This window comes from Comamonas aquatilis, assembly GCF_965139575.1.
Classification (GTDB): Bacteria; Pseudomonadota; Gammaproteobacteria; order Burkholderiales; family Burkholderiaceae_C; genus Comamonas; species Comamonas aquatilis.
Genome location: NZ_CBCSIW010000005.1, coordinates 231,302 through 248,459, shown reverse-complemented (window position 1 = coordinate 248,459; position 17,158 = coordinate 231,302). Strand labels below are relative to the sequence as shown.

The window sequence follows — 17,158 nt, the reverse complement described above, 5'->3', positions numbered from 1 at the left end:
TTGCGCTGCGTGGACCTGATCCGACACTGGAGCCCGATCACAGCCTGCAAGCAGCGCTGCAACCGGGAGCCAAAGCAGACAGAGCGCTGCATTGATAGATGGCATGTTTCTGTCTGCCCTCACCGCTTAGAAGCGCATATGCGCAGTGATCTCGAAACTGCGGCGATTGCCCAGCAGCCATTGCGTGCTGCCATAAGCAGATGCGGCATAGGTCTTGTTGGTCAGATTACGCCCCACGAGACTCAAACGGGTTTTGGGGTTGAGCTGCCAGCTCAGCACAGCATCCGCCACCGTATAGCCAGGCAAAACCGAGGTGTTGGCATTGTCATTGAAGCGGCTGCCCACATGACGCAGGCCCAACGATGCGCGCCAGTCGCTCACGCTGTAGTGAGCCCATAGATTGGCGGAATATTGAGGAATGTTCGCCGGACGATTACCTGCACGGCTGATGCCGGAGCCTCCTTCGCGCAACTCATCAAACTGCGCGTCCACGTAGGCCAGATTGCCTTCAAAGCGCAAAGATTTTGTGGCATTGAGTGCCGTAGTGAACTCCACGCCCTTGGATGACTGCTTGCCGCCTTGAACAGACTCTGCTGGGCGACTCGGGTCACGGGTGATGATGTCTTTCTTGGCGATATCAAACACCGCCACCGTCCACTCCCCACGGCCATTGCCCAGTTGCTGTTTGAGACCCAGCTCGATCTGCCGCCCCTTGGTCAGGCTGAAGCCCGAGTTGGATTTATTCAGGGACAGCAGACTGGTCACCGGATCATGCCCGGTACTCATCTGCGCATAAACATTGGTGCTTTCATTGATGCGATAGCTTGCGCCCAGGCGCCAGGAAGTGCCGCCCAGAGATTTATCCAGAGTGGCGCTGCTGATCAGATCCTTGCGGTCAAAGTCATACATATCTCTGCGCAGACCAGCCATCAGCTGCCATTGCTCGCTGAGTTTCCAGACATCCTCCACGTAGAAAGCGTTCTGCCGAATCTTGGACTCGACCCGTGCCTTGTACACATCCGGGCTGTCCCAATAACCATTGGAGGTATTCCAGGCAGAGACCACCGAATCGCCGCTATAAGGCGAGTTGTTGAGAGCGATAAACCGGGCCTCGGAAATATCCCAACCCGCGGCTATCTGGTGACGGCCGGGTTTGAAGACCACCCCCAGGCGGTTGCCCGTCTGCTCCAGATCGTGACCGATTTCCAGATAGTCATAGCGTGCAATCGTGCCCGCTGCGCGGTCGTAGTCATAGCCCTCTATATTTTTCCAGTGCCGATCGGCCTTGAAGTGATAGAGCTCGTTGCGCAGCGTCACCGCTTCACTAGGCTGCCACTCCACCTTGGCCTTGAAGCGCTTGTCCTTGAGACGGATATCGCTATCGAGAAAGTTGAAATTCTTGTCGCGCAATTCGGTGGCCAGACGGCCATCCACCACCGGCGTGCCGAAATAGCGTTCAGGTTTTTGATCGCTGATATCTGCCGTCAAGTCCACGCGCAAATCTGCGCTGGGCTGCCAGCGCAGCGCACTCATGATTTTCTTGCTGTCGCTCCTGCCAAGGTCGCGTTCGCCATCGCTACGTTCGCCATACAGATCAACACGGTAGCTCCATTCCTGGCCTATGGAGCCTGTTGCGCCTATGCCGGCGCGCGCGCTGCCATTCGAACCGGCGCCGACCATGGCTTCCACAGAGCGCTCGCGGCTTGGCTGCTTGCGCACGGCGTTCACTGTTGCGCCCATGGTGCCGCTGCCATACATCAACGACCCCGGGCCGCGCAGCACATCAAAGCGCTCATAGCCCCAGCTGTCATGCGGATAGGTCGTCGTGCCGGCAGCAACGCCCAGCATGATTCCATCTTCGGCCACACCCACCGAATTGACGCCGTTGAAACCACGGCTGGCGAAAGACAGACCGCCATTGCCAGGGGAGCTGGTGGCCGTCAGTCCCACGGTACGACTGACAGCATCCACCACGGCGGCATCGGCACGTTCTGTGATTTGCTCGGAAGAAACAGAATCCAGGCTGGCAGGCAAGTCCTTGACGGGAACGGCCACATAGGAGCCGGAGCGCGTTGTCTGATTGAGCTGCAGCTGGGGCAGTTCTCTATCGTCTTTGACGGTGACTTCCGGCAAAGTCGCGTCGGCAATGGCCAAGCTAGGCATCGCGGCCAGCAATTGCACTGCCGCGCAGCTGGCAGTCAACGCAAAACGGGTGGAGTAGGAATGAAGAGCACGCGCATTCGAGCGCATTGTTGTGTGAGGCATAGCTTCGGAAGCTCATACCGCCTGATGTGAAGGCCGCACACATAACAACCAGTCGCCGCAGGACGACAAGCGCAATAAGGCTGCCGTCCACACCCCGCAGACAGTTGTGAGAAAGATGCGCAAAGCGCACCGCCATCAGCTCCAGGCCGGTCTCCGGGCTCACAGAATTCTTTATGGTTCAAATAAAGCAGATCTGACCTTCCCAAGCAGCCAATCCAAACAAAGTTGGATCAGCAGCGCTCAGTGGCTGAAGTCTGGAGATATCCGGACTTCTTCAGATTTTTTCTGTCTACCGTTGCGGGGGCAGCCAAGGACTCAGGCTTTTCGGCCCTTACCTTGTTCCCGTTTCACTCGCATCTTCATGCAAGCACCTGAAGTTGGTTTGCTAATTGATTAGCGTTGCGGATTCTATCCGTGTCAGGCGAAAGATTCCCGATTGCACGCTCGACATTCATATTTTTCAAGGTAAGAGAACGCCACTCCATAGAGCCTGTGCCACGTCAGCAGCCAGTTTTATGAACCCATCATTTTTTGGCGATGCTAGCAGCCTCCATGTGAGAGCACGGGCCTGCCCTTGATGAATCGCGTCAACTACGCCTGCGCAGCAAATAAATATCCATGATCCAGCCGTGCTGCTGACGAGCTTGCTGCCGCCTGGCACTGATGTCAGCCTTGACCTGCACCAGCCGCCCCTGCATCAGGATTTGCTGCGGCATGCCCAGATAGGCGCCCCAGAAAATATCGACATCGGGCTCGGCCACCTGTTCGTAAGAGCATTGGCCGTCCAGCATGACAACAAGCGTATCAACGCCTGCCGGCCAGGCTGCCTCGCGCAGCTGGCGGCCGGTGGTCACCAAAAACGGCGCTCCGATATCGTTGAGCGCTATACCATGCGCGCTGCACAAGACCTGCATCGATGTGATGCCGGGCACCACCTTTACCTGCGACTTGGCCAAGCCCAGACGCGAAGCAATGCGCAAAGTGCTGTCATACAAGGCGGGATCGCCCCAAACCAGCAAGGCCACACGACCTCGCTCATGCCCAGACTCATGCCCATGGCCCGCAGGCAGGTGGGTAGATAAACACGCCCTCCAGCGCTCAGCGATGGCGTCATGCCATTCATTGACCTGCTGATCGTAGTCGTCCCCTTGCTGGCGGCGCACAGGCATATCGAAGTGCGCAATACGACTCGAGTCCATGCACAGATGTTGCAAAAGCGTCATCCGCACTTGCGCCAGTTCGGCCTTGTTGTCCTCCTTGTGCGGCAGCAGGATCAGATCGGCCTGGCGTATCGCCTTCTCTGCCTCGCGCGTTATGTGGTCGGGGTTGCCGGTGCCGATTCCGATCAGAAACAGCTCCAGCATCAGATCCCCTCAGCGCCAGCGGGAAAACGGGGCTCCTCGCCGCGAGGACGGTAACGCCGGTCATAGTCGTCGGCATAAAGACGGCTGAGCCCGAAACCTTCCTGGCTCAAGGTCCGTCCCACCAGAATCAAGGCACTGCGCTGCAAGGCATTGGTCTGCGCCGCTGCAGCAATCTCCCCCACACAGGTACGCACAATGACCTCATCCGGCCAGGAGGCTCGCCAGACAATGGCTGCCGGGCAATCGGCGCCGTAATGCTCCAGCAGTTCCTGCTGCACTTGCTCTGCCACATGCACCGAAAGATGAATGGCCAGCACCGCCCCTGTGGCGGCAAAAGCTGCCAGCGCCTCTCCGCTAGGCATGCTGGAGGCTCGCCCCGAGGTCCGGGTCAGTACGACGGACTGGCAGGAGCCCGGCAGCGTCAACTCCGCGCCAAGCGCTGCAGCCGCTGCGCTAAAGGACGGCACACCAGGCGTCACCGTATAAGGAATCTGATGCTCGCGCAGGCTACGCAGCTGCTCGCCCATGGCCGACCAGATGCTGAGGTCGCCCGAGTGCAAGCGGGCCACATCCAGACCCTGCTCATGGGCTTTCTGCATTTCCGCGACGATGTCCTGAAGCGACATGGGTGCCGTGTTGACCAGGCGCACGCCCTCGGGGCAATGCGCCAGCAACTCCGCGGGGACCAGCGAGCCCGCATACAGACACACAGGGCAGGAGGCCAAAAGATCACGCCCACGCACCGTGATCAGATCTGCAGCGCCCGGGCCGGCGCCTATAAAGTGAACTGTCAAGAAAGAACTCCTGTTTTCATTGAATAAGAAGCCGGCATGCAGTGGGCAATCGCCAGCGTTGCATGCCGGTCGGCCGACACCATGCGCGGCAAGACCAGGTGGACGGCTTCATGCATATGCCTACGCTTAGGACTGTGATCTGCCAAAAGCTCTGCATGCTTTGCGGCGCTGCCTGCCAACTGCTCGGCGCCGCAGATGGCCAAGGCCTCGGACACGCTGCCGACGCCAAAACGCTGCTCAATGCGCAAAGAGACAGAGTCGGTATTGACCTGTCGAATGCTGGCTTCCTCGCACATCCAAAAATCTGCATGTGGTGTTGCCGACGCGGCCCAGCGCTTCAATTCAGGCCAGGCAGGGGTATGCAGCCTGGACGCCAATACGGCATGGGTCCAGTTGCTGTCCGTCAGCTCGGATGCCGCCAGCGCTTGACATGCCTGCTCCCAGCAATCGCTGAAAGACTGCTGCAGCGCACCGGCCCGAAACCCCCAGCCAGCGATCAGCGCCATCATGCGCTCCACACCCACTGGACCAGAGGTCTGGAAATGTTCCACGACTGCATGCGTCCCAGAGGCTGGGCTTCGCTCCACTGCAGCTGCAGCAGCTGCCCTCCATGCTCGCGATGCAATTCCATCAGAAGTGCCTGCGTCTGCAGCGCCACGGCATTCACCACCAGTCGCCAGGGCCCACGCAAACGGCTGCGCAAAGCGTTGAACAAGTCCATATCAAAACCCCCACCGACAAACACGGCCTGCGGCTGCGGACTCAATGCATCCAGCGAGGTCAGAGAGGCGCCATGAATCACCTTCAGCCCAACCGCATATCGCTGAGCGTTCTGCGCAATGCCGACAACCCGCGCGGCATGTTGCTCCACGCAGACGGCCTCTCCACCGGCCAGACACCATTCAATCGACACCGAGCCGGATCCCGCCCCTAAATCCCACAGACACTCGCCCTTGCGCGGTGCAAGCGCAGCCAGGGTCATGGCCCGCACAGGACTCTTGGTGATCTGCCCGTCATGCACAAACATGTCCACGCTGCGGCCTGGAACCTGCACCAGTCCCTGACCGCCGCGTGCTTCAAAGGCGGCCGCCACAGGGGCGCTGGCCGGTTCGTCGCGCAGCTGCCCAAGCAATTGCTCAGCCGATGCACTGCGAATGCTTTGCTCCGCGCTGCCAGCATTTGACACCAGCCACATGGGGCTGCGGCCCCAGCCCTGTTCACACAACCAAGATGCCAGACGGTGCGCAGCCGGCCCATCGCGCAGCAGGCAGATGAAGCGCTCGCCGTCGGTCAGCAGCGGTCTCAGTGTCTCCATAGGTCTGGCGTGCAAACCAAGGCAATGGCTATGCTCCTGAGACCATCCCAACTCCCCGGCAATCCAGGAAAATGTGGAAGGTTGAGGATGGTTGCGCCACTCACCACACTCCAGATGCTTTGCCAGCGATGCACCGGCGCCAAAATGAAAAGGATCGCCCGAAACCAGGACGGCGACCTTTGCTTTCCAGCGCAGCTGCAGCACGGGATCCACGCTGAAGGGCACCGGCCATGGGCGACCTTTCTCCCCGACCTGCCCCAGCGCCAGATGCCGTGGACTGCCGAAGACGACACTGGCATCATCCAGGTCCCGCTGGGCAGCCGCACTCAAGCCATCCCACCCGGAGGGATGTATTCCGATAATAGAAAGCCACGGATTGGCCATGACCCAAGTTCTCCTGTTAGGTGGCACGTTTGATGCCCATCTCATGTCCACCTGCCTTCATGAGGCCGGTGTTCAAGCCATTTATTCGTATGCAGGCGCCACCCAAACCCGTCGCACGCCCGTACTGCCCAGTCGAGTCGGCGGCTTTGGAGGTATCGATGGATTGATGCGCTACCTGCAAGAGCAAGGCATCAGCCATGTGATCGATGCCACCCATCCTTTTGCCGCGCAGATGAGCAGCCATGCCATTGCCGCCTGCGCCGCACTTGGCATTCCTCTGCTGTCTTTGGAGCGCCGGCCGTGGCAAGCCGCACCCGGCGACCAATGGACCCATGTGCCCGACATGAGCGCGGCCGCCGCCGCACTTTCGCCGCATTGCAAGCGTGTCTTTCTGGCGATCGGTCGCAAGCAGCTTGCGGCTTTTGCCGGCAAGGCTGCGCTCCACCACTTTCTGCTGCGGGTGATTGACGCCGGCGATAGCGACTTGCCTCTGCCCGCTGCCAGCTATGAACTGCTGCTTGCACGCGGTCCGTTTCAGCTGGACGCCGAGTTGGCGCTGTTGAAACAGCACAGCATTGACTGTGTGGTCAGCAAAAATGCGGGCGGCACGGACACTTACGCCAAGATCGAAGCGGCAAGACTGCTGCAGATCCCCGTCATCATGGTCGACAGGCCTCGCCTGCCCCTTCGGGCCCAGTGCGAGACAGCGCAAGAGGCCATGCAATGGCTGAACAGCTTTCGCTGAAAGCGCGAATGCCTGCCTAACCTTTCGCGCGCTTTTTTGTCCGCTCTTTTGCCCGATTGCGCGCGCGCCGCAGCCGGCAATAGATTTGCCAAGCCCCATCGCTATCTCACTGCTTTGCGGGCTTGCCATAGCTGCGCGGCGTATAGACATGCCGTCCGACCTGACGCGTCTGGCTATTGCCCACAATCACCACGGTGCGCATATCGGCCATGTCGGCGCTCACGGACTCCAGCGGCAGCACCAGAAGTGTTTCATCCTCCCGGCTGACATTGCGCGCAAAGCAGATCAGGCGCTGCGGTTCGCACTCGCTGCGCAACACCTTCAGTGCACGCTCAAAACCTTCGGGCCGCGACTTCGAGCAAGGGTTGTAGAACGCCATGGCAAAGTCGGCCTGCGCCGCCAGGCGGATACGGTGCTCAATGACCGAAGCCGGCTTCAGATTGTCTGAAAGATTGATGGCGCAGAAATCGTGACCCAAGGGCGCTCCCAGCCGTGCAGCAGCCGCCAGCATGGCGGTAATGCCGGGCTGAACATCGATATCGACCGTGCTCCAGCACTCAAGCTCCTGCGGCGTTGCACTGTCCAGCACTTCGAACACCGCGCTGGCCATGGCAAACACGCCGGGGTCGCCGGAAGACAGCATGAGCACCTGCCGACCTTGAGAGGCCAGATTCAGCGCATTGCGTGCACGCTCAAGCTCCTCGCGGTTGTCGCTGGCATGCAGCTGCAGATGCTCCATGCCCGACAAACGTTCGACATAGGGAAAATAGCCAAAGGCGTCGGTCGCGCCCGCAAGGCTGGCACGCACCTGATCCGTCAGCAGACCGTCTGCCCCCGGCCCCAGGCCGACCACACAAAGGCTTCCACGTTGTAGCTTCTGGTTTTGCATGGCTGCCGCCTCACATGTCATTGGCCGGACGCCGACCTTGGCCGTGCACAATCACGATGGCAAAGTACGGGCAGCGCTCAGGCGCATCGCGCAATGGCATGGCTTGCTGATCCGCCATGGTGCCGTTGATGACCAGCCAGCCTTGCTCCAGCTTGCCGAGGTCGGTGAGCAGCGCTCGAATGCGACTCAGATGCCGCCCCACCTTCATGATGACCAGGGCATCGGAGCGCTCCATGTGCTGACGCAACTGCTGATCGGGCAAGGTGGCCGGCAAAACGCTCATCACATCATCGCCCCATGTCATGGGAATACCGGTGGCATGCCAACAGCCCACCATCCCCGGAATTCCGGGCAGCACGTCGACAGCCACCACGCCCTCTTGGCGCAATCGCACATACAGGTGCATGAAGGAGCCGTAGAAAAACGGATCGCCTTCACACAGCACCACCACATCTTCGCTGCGCGTGAGTTCCGTCAGTCTTGACTGCCAGCCCAGGTAGAACTCCGAGAGCTGGGCGATATAGCGCGGATCATCATGCGGAATCTCGGTGGTGACCGGGTACTCCATCGGATACTCCGTCACCTCCGCATGCAGCATGCCATTGACCAGTTGCCTGGCTTTTCCCGGATGGCCCCGCTTGCGAAAGTAAGCCACATGCCGTGCATTGCGCAACAAGCGATCAGCCTTGACGCTCATGAACTCCGGGTCGCCAGGGCCAAGACCCACACACACAATCTTTCCACGATTCATGGTTGCAACCTCACTCAACAACGCTGGCCAGCGCATTGACTGCCGCCACCGTAATGGCCGAGCCGCCCAGGCGCCCTTGCACCACAGCAAAGGGAATCCGCCCCCATGCGCTCAACGCATCCTTGGATTCCGCCGCACCGACAAAGCCCACCGGGCAGCCGATGATGGCTGCGGGCCGCGGGCACTCCGGGTCTTGCAGCATATTGAGCAGATGAAACAGCGCCGTCGGAGCGTTGCCAATAGCCACCACGGCCCCGTCCAGATGCGGGCGCCACAGCTCCAGCGCGGCAGCACTGCGGGTATTGCCCATTTCCCGCGCCAGCTCCGGAACCTCGACATCGTTCAAAGTGCAGATGATGGGATTGCCGGCCGGCAGGCGCTTGCGCGTGATGCCTTCGCTGACCATGCGTGCATCGCAAAGAATGGGCGCTCCGCGCTGCAAGGCGGCCTCGGCGGCAACGGCAAAGTCCGGGGAGAAGCGAATATGCGCCGCCAGCTCCACCATGCCGGCGGCGTGGATCATGCGGCAGGCGACCCGCTCTTCCAACGCCGTAAAGCGCGCCAGGTCAGCCTCGCGGCGAATGATGGCGAAGGATTGTCTGTAAATCTCTTCGCCCTGGGTTTCATATGTGTAGGTCATAAATCAGCTTGGAAATTTGGCTTGGCTTGTTGCTCAAGGCCTGAGGCGAAATTTGCGCAACAGGATTGGCTATCCGGTCCGGACTGCATACATGGAACACGGCCTGGCTGGCAGCCGGGTCCGCGCTTTCGGTGATCTGGTGGTCTGCCCCCGTTACGGCCAGCAGTGCAGCCGTGGCCTCTGGCGGAAGCGCACAGCACTTGGCACAAGCACTGAGATGCAGATGCGCCTTCTCTGGCACTTGCGGCGCCAGCCAAAGCGCCAGCTCTTGAACCGGCACAAGCGCCTGAGTACAGCGCGGCGCACCGGTACAGGCCGATACGCGCAGGCGAGCATCGTCGGCTTGCGCAATCCAGTACGCGGGCTCGGCAGCGGCAATTTGACAAGCCGGCGATTCAGCATCAAACAGCAGCGAGCGCCATGGCGTGACGCGGATCTCGGCTTGCGAAGGCATATGACGCACGACTCTGTACATTGCCGCGGCATCGATTCGCCCCAGAGGAGCGCCCATCACCCGGCGGCCGTCCTGCAGCAACCCGGGAAGAACCGGGCCGGTACGCTCTTCAGCCTCAGCCAAGCCGGGTCCATCGCTGAAGCGCTCCGCTTGGTTGAGACAGGGGAGGTCCAGCCCATCCGGCATCCGCAGCTTCTTCAGACGCGTAGGGGCAGGCGTAAAAGCCATGCGTTTCTGCGCAAACCACAGGGCAACATCAACAGCAGCGGCGACCGCATCGTCGACGTTATCGAAGCCATACCCATTGCCGCTATCGCCCAGGCCAAGCCCATAGCGGCCGTCGTCGCCCACCCACAGGCAAAGGTCTGTCCCCATACCACTCAGGCGGCGGCGCGAGTCGTCCACCACCAAACCAAATTTGCTTGGCAGTGCCTCCAGGCCCCTGCCGTGCAAGGCTTTGGGGCTTAGCTGGGTTTGAACCGTCTGCGTCAGCAAGACGGCCAGCGCATGCGTAGGGTCGCCAAGACGATAAAACGGCGTGCAATGCACGGCAGGCGCCTGATCGACATCGGCGTCTGCGGGCAGCAGATGCGCCTGCAACAATGCAGAGTGCACAGTGGACAGATGCGCTTCGCTGACGCCGCGCAGCTGCACATTGCCCAGGCGGGTCAGCTCGATTTCGGGATGGGCATGCGACAGCGCCAACTCGGCCAGCACCAGCCATTGCTGTGCGCTAACCGAGGCGCAATGGGGGCGTATGCGCACAATCCAGCCGTCTTGCGCCTGCATGGGCCTCCAGCCCGTAGGGCACCAGCCTTGGACTGCGGCGGTACTACGCCCGGCAAGGTTCTCCTGCATACAGTCCTTCACGGGATGCTACCGGGGGCAATCCATTGCGCCGCCCATTGCTCGGCCAAAGCCTCGCAGCGGCGCAGCCTCAGGCCATCAAGCTCAAAGTCCACAATCGTGCACAGGTCCATGCCTTGCGGGCGCTCTGGAATCTGCGCCAGGCGGCCATCCGTCATAACCCAGACATGGATCAGACGCTTTGAGCCATGCAGCGCAGACGACAGCAAACGCAGGCCGGACTCCAGCGGCGTGCCGCCTCCCCCGCTCAAAGGCGCAATCCAGCTTTCGTTGAAGGTCTGGGCCTTGGCCGGCTGCTGCACCCAATGGGCACCCTGCCCGCCAAAGCCGATCACGCCCACATGCTCGCGGTCGCGGTAGGCCTGCTGCATCAAGGCCAGCAGATAGCCCTTGGCTCTGGCCAGCTTGCCGGCACGCAACATGGATGAGGACATATCCAGCAGCACCAGATGCAGCACGGACGCTCCGGCAGGCAGCTTGCGATGGCGAAAATGGTCAACCGCCAGCGCTTGCGAGCCTTTGCGAGTCAAAGTCTTCACCCAGTCCAGCCGCCGGCTGTGGCTTGCTTGCGCACTCCCTTTTCGAGCGAGATTCAATCCGCGCCCTGTTCTGGCTTTGCCGGGAAGAACAGGACGCATCAGGCTTTTTTTGTGTTGAAAGGCCTCAACTCCTTGACGGTCTGAATCTCCACCGGCTGGGGTGCGGCCATGCCGCCCCAGCCTTCGGCCGCCGAAGAGCCGCCGTCGGATGGATTTTCTGCTGACGGCTCGGTCTGGGACTGAGGCTGGGATTGCGGCTGTGGCTGAGATTTCGACTGAGGCGGCTGCTCCGACTGGCTTTCGGACGCTGCATCCGAAGCTGGCGGCGGCGTTGTTTCCTGCGGCGCCTGCGGGTTGCGGCGATGGGTCAGAGCCAGCTCCGCCACGATGTCCACATCGGCGCTGCTCACTTCCAGGCGCCCTTGCAAGGCGGCATGGGCGCGGGCAGCGCGAAGCATGACGAGGTCGGCGCGCACGCCATCCACCTGCGCCAGCTGGCACAGCCTCGCAACCTTGTCGAATACGGCCTCAGGCCAGGTGATGGCGTCCACTCTGTCCCTGGCAGCCGTGATCTGGGCCAGCAACTGGCTCTGAGCCTCGGCATACCTGGCCACAAAACCCACAGGATCGGTGTCGAACGCCATGCGCGTCAGCACAATGCGTTTGCGCGTGGCCACATCGGGCACGTTGGCAAGACGCACAAACAGCCCGAAGCGATCCAGCAGTTGCGGACGCAACTGCCCCTCTTCCGGGTTCATGGTGCCTACCAGAGCCATGCGCGCAGCATGCTGATGGGACACCCCATCGCGCTCCACGCGGTTGATGCCGCTGGCGCTCACATCCAGCAGTAGATCCACCAGGCCGTCGGGCAGCAGATTGACCTCGTCCACATACAGCAAGCCCTGATGGGCTTGCGCCAACAGGCCGGGCTTGAACTGCACTTCGGAGTGCTTGAGCGCGGCCTGCAGGTCCAAAGAGCCTTGCAGTTGTTCCTCGGTAGTGCCCAGCGGCAGATTCACAAATCGCCCGGCGGGCAGCAGCTCGGCCAGTGCGCGGGCGCTGGTGGATTTGGCCGTACCCCGCGGCCCTTCGACCAGCACGCCGCCCAATAGCGGGTCCACGGCCAGCAGCAGCAAGGCCAGTTGCAGCGGCTGCTGGCCCTCAAGCGCCGTAAACGGAAAACTCAGGGGCTCGCTTCTTGGTACGGTGCTCATCGCTCCTCCAGCATTTGTTCTGTCTGCAGCAGATGCTGCTCCAGCAGGGGTTGATAGTCGGCACTTTCCTGCCACAGCCCACGCTGTATGGCTTCCAGCAGGCGCTCGCACATGCCATGAAAGGCCTGAGGATTGTGCTTTTGCATAAAGGCGCGCGTGTCCGCATCGCTGACGAAAGCCTCGGTGACGCGCGCATATTGGTCGTCGCGCACCACGCGCGCCGTGGCATCGAAGGCGAACAGATAGTCCACCGTAGCCGCAATCTCGAAAGCGCCCTTGTAACCATGGCGCTTGACGCCTTCAATCCATTTGGGATTGGTGACCCGGGAGCGCACGACGCGGCTGATCTCTTCCTGCAAGGTGCGCATGCGCGGCGATTCGGGGTTGCTGTGATCGCCGAAATACAGCGCCGGCTGCTGGCCGCTGAAGTGGCGCACGGCGGCCGCCATGCCGCCCTGGAACTGGTAGTAGTCGTCCGAATCCAGCACATCGTGCTCGCGGTTGTCCTGGTTGTGCACCACCAGTTGCATGTCAGACAGCCGACGCACAAAGGTCTCGGGCACGGCCGTGCCATTGTCCTTTTGCCCATAGGCATAGGCGCCCCAGTTGCGATAAGCCGTGGCCAGGTCTTCATCGCTATCCCAGTTGCGGCCGTCAATCAGGCCCTGTAAGCCCGCACCATAGCTGCCGGGCTTGGCGCCAAAAACGCGCATTCCGGCCTGATGGCGGGCATCCGTGGGCGCCATGCCCTGCGACTGCAGTTGCTCGGCCTCGCGCAGCACCCGGGCCCGTATGGGGTTGGTGAAAGCATCCTCGTCCTCCAGCGCCACCACTTTTTGCACGGCGGCATCAAACAGGCGGATCACATTGGTGAATGCATCGCGGAAAAAGCCCGACACCCGCAGCGTGACATCAACCCGGGGGCGGCCCAGCACCGACATGGGCAGCACTTCAAAATCACTGACCCGCCAGCTGCCGTCCGCCCAGGTCGGGCGCACCCCCAGCAAGGCCAGCGCCTGAGCAATATCGTCACCGCCGGTGCGCATGGTGGCCGTGCCCCAGACCGACAGGCCCAGCGACTGCGGATACTCGCCATGCTCTTGCGCGTATTTTTCCACTAGCAAATTGGCAGACTTCAGGCCCAGGGTCCAGCTGGTAGGCGTTGGCACGGCACGCGTATCGATGGAAAAGAAATTGCGCCCCGTGGGCAGCACATCGGGCCTGCCGCGTGTGGGCGCACCGCTGGGGCCGGCGGGCACAAAACGCCCTTGCAGACCGCGCATCAGCTGCAGCAACTCCTGCGGGCCGCATTGATTGAGGCGCGGGCGCAAATCCTGCTCTACCCGCTGCAGCACGGCCTGGGCTTGAGGAAAATCGGCCTTCAGCGCTTTATATACAAGCGCATCGCGCTCTAGTATTGATAGCGAAAGCAGTTCTAGGCGTTCGCGAGTGTCGCCGGTGCTGCGCCACAGCTGGGCATCCACCTGGGCCAGCAACTCGGGACGCGGCCCATTCCATGGCTTCGCCCAGTCGGCATCCAGCGGGTTGAAATCTGCACCCAGCTTCAAGTCCTGGGCCAGCGCCCGAATCAGGCTGTTCTGCCCGCCCTTGCCATTGCCCACGGGGTGGCGGGCCAGCGCCAGCAGAGTGTCTCGCTCCAGCCTGTCCTGCGGCGAGCAGCCAAAGATATGCAAGCCGTCGCGGATCTGACTTTCCTTGAGCTCGCACAGATAGGCATCGGTCTTGTTGAGCAGCTGCTGCTCATCCTCTAGCGAACGCGGCGCTGCCAAACCCAGATCCTGATGCAGATCATGGGCCACGATGTGCGCCAGAATCTGCTTGCGCAACAGCTTGGCGCGGCGCGCGTCCAGGGTGATGGCTTCGTAGTACTCGTCAACCATGCGCTCCAGATCACGGGTGGGCCCATAGCTTTCGGCGCGCGTCAGCGGCGGCATCAGGTGGTCGATGATGACGGCCTGTGCCCGGCGTTTGGCCTGCGTGCCTTCGCCGGGATCGTTGACGATGAAGGGATACAGATGCGGCATGGGACCGAACACCAGATCCGGCCAGCAGGTCTGGGCCAGAGCCACGCTCTTGCCCGGCAGCCATTCCAGATTGCCGTGCTTGCCCACATGGACCATGGCATCGGCAGCCCAGGCCGTGCGCAGCCAATGGTAGAAAGCCAGGTAGTAATGCGGCGGCACCAGATCGGGATCGTGGTAGCTGGCCATGGCATCGAGCTGGTAGCCACGGGCCGGCTGTATGCCTACAAACACCTGGCCCAGACGCAGTCCGGCAATCATGAAGCGGCCGTTGCGCAGCATGGGGTCTTGGCTGGGCTCGCCCCAGCGCTGCTCAATGGCTTGCCGGTTCGCCTCGGGCAAGGTATCAAAGAATTGCTGGTAGCTCGCCAGGTCCAGGCTTTGCCAGGCGGGCCGCAGCTGCCAGGAGTCGGGGTCGTTGGTGATGCCGTGCTGCAGCGTCTGCATCAGTGCATCCCCATCGGGGGGCAAGCCATCCAGCGTATAGCCCTGGCGCTCTAGCTCCTGCAATATCTGTATGACGGAAGCCGGCGTATCCAGCCCCACACCGTTGCCAATGCGCCCTTCCTTGGTCGGGTAGTTGGCCAGGATCAGCGCCAGCCGCTTGTCCGCATTGGGCTTGGACCGCAAAGCGCACCAGCGCCTGGCCAGCTCAACCACAAAAGCCATGCGCTCCGCATGCGCCTGGTACTGCACCACGTCCGACTGCGTCAGCTCGCTGCGGTGCGATAGGCCTTTGAAGCTGATGGCGCGCGTGATGATGCGCCCGTCCACCTCTGGCATGGCCACATGCATGGCGATATCGCGGGGCTGCAAGCCGTGCGCATCGTTGAGCCAGCTTTGTTCGTTGCCGCCAGACAGGATCAGCTGCAGCACCGGAATGTCGCCGGCCAGCGCATGATCGCCAGGCGTCTCCAGCGATGACTGGGAAAATGCCGTGGTGTTGAGAATCAGCGCCACCTGGTGCTCGGCGCACAAGGCGTGCAGCATGCGCAAGCAGTCCGCATCCTTGAGCGACAGCAGGGCCAGCGGCAGCGGGTTCAGGCCTTGCTTGAGCAGTTGCTCGCACAAGGCATCGAACACGCGCGTATTGCCGGACTGCAGATGGGCGCGGTAGAACACCACCAGCACCACGGGAGCGCCTGCATGCCATTGCATCTTCCCGGCTTGCTGCCAGGCCTCAGCCGAAGCGCTGGTCAGCTCGGGGTGATACACCGACACCGGCGGCAAAGGCCTGGGCGGCAGCGCCTGCTGCGGGCCCTCCAGAAACGCGTGCCACAGATAGCCAAACAGCTCGCGCGCATTGGCCGCACCGCCTTCGCGCAGATAGCGCCACAGCGTGCGGCACTGCTCCATGCTGGCCGTGCTTTTTTGCAGCAGATTCAGATCTTCGGTGGTGTCGCCGGAGAACATGACCAGCGCAATGCGATGGCGGCGGCAGATGTCGCGGATGCGGTCCGTGCCATAAGGCCAGTAGCTCTCGCCTCCCAGGTGATCGATCACGATCACCCTGGCGTGCTGCAAGACCTCGTCCACATAAAGATCCACCGAAGCCGGCTGGCGCAAATGCATCAGATTGGCAAGGCGAACACTGGGCATCTGCTCGCCGTCCACGCCCGATTGCAGCTGCGCATAGGCGTCGGCCAACAGCGCCAAGGTGGTGTCGGCCGCACTCAGAATCACGATCTGGCCGGGCGTCTGCTCCATGCTGGCAACAAAGGCTTCGTCATCCACAAAGCCACCGGGTTGAACGGCAAGCAGGTGCATCAGAGCACTCCGGCCATCTGAGCGTTCAGCTCGGTGCGGATGTCGTTTTCATCCAGGTCGTGGCCTATGAAAACCAGATAGGTCTGACGCTCTTCATCGGCACGCCACAGGCGATCGAAATAGCTGTCGAAGCGCTTGCCCACGCCGTGCACCACCAGGCGCATGGGTTTGCCGGGCAGAGCCACAAAACCCTTGATGCGATACACCGTGTGCTTGGCTACGATTTGCTCCATGGCTTCGAGCAAGGCCTCGCGCTCGACTTCGGGCAGCTTGATGACGATGGAGTCAAACTCATCGTGATCGTGTTCATCATGGTCATGCGCGTCCTCATGATCGTGGTGGCCCTTGCGTTGTTCGATGGTCTCTTCCGAAGCGCTGGACAGGCCCAGCACCACGCCCAGATCGATGCGGCCATGGTCGGCCGCCACGATCTTGACCTGGGCAGGAATCTCTTCACGCACAATGGCTTCCACCCTGACGCGGTCCTGCGCACTGGCTTGATCCAGCTTGCTCAGCACCACCAGATCGGCGGAAATGAGTTGATCTTCAAACAGTTCGTGCAGTGGCGACTCGTGGTCCAGATTGGGGTCCAGCTTGCGCTGCGCATCCACGGCCGCCGGATTGGCAGCAAACTGGCCGGCCGCAGTGGCGGGCACATCCACCACGGTGATCACGGCATCGACGGTGCAGGCATTCTTGATCTCGGGCCAGTTGAAGGCCTGGACCAGGGGCTTGGGCAAGGCCAGACCGCTGGTCTCGATCAGGATGTGATCAATCTCGTCACGGCGCTCTATCAGCTGGCGCATCACGGGGTAGAACTCTTCCTGCACCGTGCAGCACAGGCAGCCATTGGCCAGTTCATACAGCTGGCCACCCTGCTCGACACCATCGTCGTCGCAGCCAATGCCGCAGCTGCGCAAAATATCGCCGTCAATGCCCAGCTCGCCAAATTCATTGACGATCACGGCAATGCGGCGGCCGTTGGCATTCTCCAGAATATGGCGCAGCAACGTGGTTTTGCCGCTGCCCAAAAAGCCGGTCACGATGGTGGCGGGGATTTTCTTGCTGCTGTTCATAGCTCTACTCCAAAAAACTAAGTTCTCACAAATGCCGCTGTTGCGCAGCGGC

14 protein-coding genes and 1 riboswitch are annotated in these 17,158 nt (G+C 61.5%); of the genes, 1 reads left to right on the top strand and 13 read right to left on the bottom strand.

Annotated elements, in window-relative coordinates; genetic code table 11:
- Positions 1-126 precede the first annotated feature (126 nt).
- The 5 genes from ACNAZA_RS09570 to cbiT form a co-directional block, all read right to left on the bottom strand.
- Positions 127-2,265, bottom strand: a complete 2,139-nt coding sequence (locus ACNAZA_RS09570) for a TonB-dependent receptor (RefSeq protein WP_415796374.1) — start codon at positions 2,263-2,265, stop codon at positions 127-129.
- 127 nt (positions 2,266-2,392) lie between these two features.
- A riboswitch (cobalamin riboswitch) is annotated at positions 2,393-2,655 on the bottom strand.
- Positions 2,656-2,852: 197 nt separating this feature from the next.
- Positions 2,853-3,629 (bottom strand): precorrin-6A synthase (deacetylating), encoded by a 777-nt coding sequence (gene cobF / locus ACNAZA_RS09565; protein ID WP_415796373.1) that lies wholly within the window; start codon positions 3,627-3,629, stop codon positions 2,853-2,855.
- Positions 3,629-4,423, bottom strand: coding sequence for a precorrin-4 C(11)-methyltransferase (gene cobM / locus ACNAZA_RS09560; RefSeq protein ID WP_415796372.1), 795 nt, complete (start codon positions 4,421-4,423; stop codon positions 3,629-3,631). The genes cobF and cobM overlap by 1 nt, the downstream gene beginning before the upstream one ends.
- The gene (locus ACNAZA_RS09555) at positions 4,420-4,932 is read right to left on the bottom strand and encodes a cobalamin biosynthesis protein (protein WP_415796371.1); all 513 of its coding nucleotides are present in this window, start codon (positions 4,930-4,932) and stop codon (positions 4,420-4,422) included. The genes cobM and ACNAZA_RS09555 overlap by 4 nt, the downstream gene beginning before the upstream one ends.
- Positions 4,929-6,122, bottom strand: a complete 1,194-nt coding sequence (gene cbiT / locus ACNAZA_RS09550; RefSeq protein WP_415796370.1) for a precorrin-6Y C5,15-methyltransferase (decarboxylating) subunit CbiT — start codon at positions 6,120-6,122, stop codon at positions 4,929-4,931. Before cbiT ends, ACNAZA_RS09555 begins: the two co-directional genes overlap by 4 nt.
- On the opposite strand from cbiT, the gene ACNAZA_RS09545 reads away from it, so the two are divergent.
- Positions 6,121-6,867 (top strand): cobalt-precorrin-6A reductase, encoded by a 747-nt coding sequence (locus ACNAZA_RS09545; protein WP_415796369.1) that lies wholly within the window; start codon positions 6,121-6,123, stop codon positions 6,865-6,867. The two genes, cbiT and ACNAZA_RS09545, sit on opposite strands and share 2 nt — an antisense overlap.
- A 106-nt stretch (positions 6,868-6,973) precedes the next feature.
- On the opposite strand, the gene cobJ is transcribed toward ACNAZA_RS09545, so the two are convergent.
- From cobJ to cobW, 8 genes are all read right to left on the bottom strand, one after another.
- Entirely contained in the window at positions 6,974-7,756 is a 783-nt protein-coding gene (gene cobJ / locus ACNAZA_RS09540; protein WP_415796368.1) for a precorrin-3B C(17)-methyltransferase, read from the bottom strand.
- 10 nt (positions 7,757-7,766) lie between these two features.
- The gene (gene cobI, locus ACNAZA_RS09535) at positions 7,767-8,507 is read right to left on the bottom strand and encodes a precorrin-2 C(20)-methyltransferase (protein ID WP_415796367.1); all 741 of its coding nucleotides are present in this window, start codon (positions 8,505-8,507) and stop codon (positions 7,767-7,769) included.
- 10 nt (positions 8,508-8,517) lie between these two features.
- A complete protein-coding gene (locus tag ACNAZA_RS09530; RefSeq protein ID WP_415796366.1) occupies positions 8,518-9,147 on the bottom strand; it encodes a precorrin-8X methylmutase in 630 nt (209 codons plus the stop codon).
- Entirely contained in the window at positions 9,131-10,459 is a 1,329-nt protein-coding gene (locus tag ACNAZA_RS09525) for a nitrite reductase (protein WP_415796365.1), read from the bottom strand. The genes ACNAZA_RS09530 and ACNAZA_RS09525 overlap by 17 nt, the downstream gene beginning before the upstream one ends.
- Before the next feature lie 8 nt (positions 10,460-10,467).
- Complete coding sequence (locus ACNAZA_RS09520; RefSeq protein ID WP_415796364.1) at positions 10,468-11,007, bottom strand: vWA domain-containing protein; 540 nt, start codon at positions 11,005-11,007, stop codon at positions 10,468-10,470.
- A gap of 98 nt (positions 11,008-11,105) precedes the next feature.
- Positions 11,106-12,221 (bottom strand): ATP-binding protein, encoded by a 1,116-nt coding sequence (locus ACNAZA_RS09515; RefSeq protein ID WP_415796363.1) that lies wholly within the window; start codon positions 12,219-12,221, stop codon positions 11,106-11,108.
- Positions 12,218-16,030, bottom strand: coding sequence for a cobaltochelatase subunit CobN (gene cobN, locus ACNAZA_RS09510; RefSeq protein WP_415796362.1), 3,813 nt, complete (start codon positions 16,028-16,030; stop codon positions 12,218-12,220). Before cobN ends, ACNAZA_RS09515 begins: the two co-directional genes overlap by 4 nt.
- Entirely contained in the window at positions 16,030-17,106 is a 1,077-nt protein-coding gene (gene cobW, locus ACNAZA_RS09505) for a cobalamin biosynthesis protein CobW (protein WP_415796360.1), read from the bottom strand. The genes cobN and cobW overlap by 1 nt, the downstream gene beginning before the upstream one ends.
- Positions 17,107-17,158: the final 52 nt, after the last annotated feature.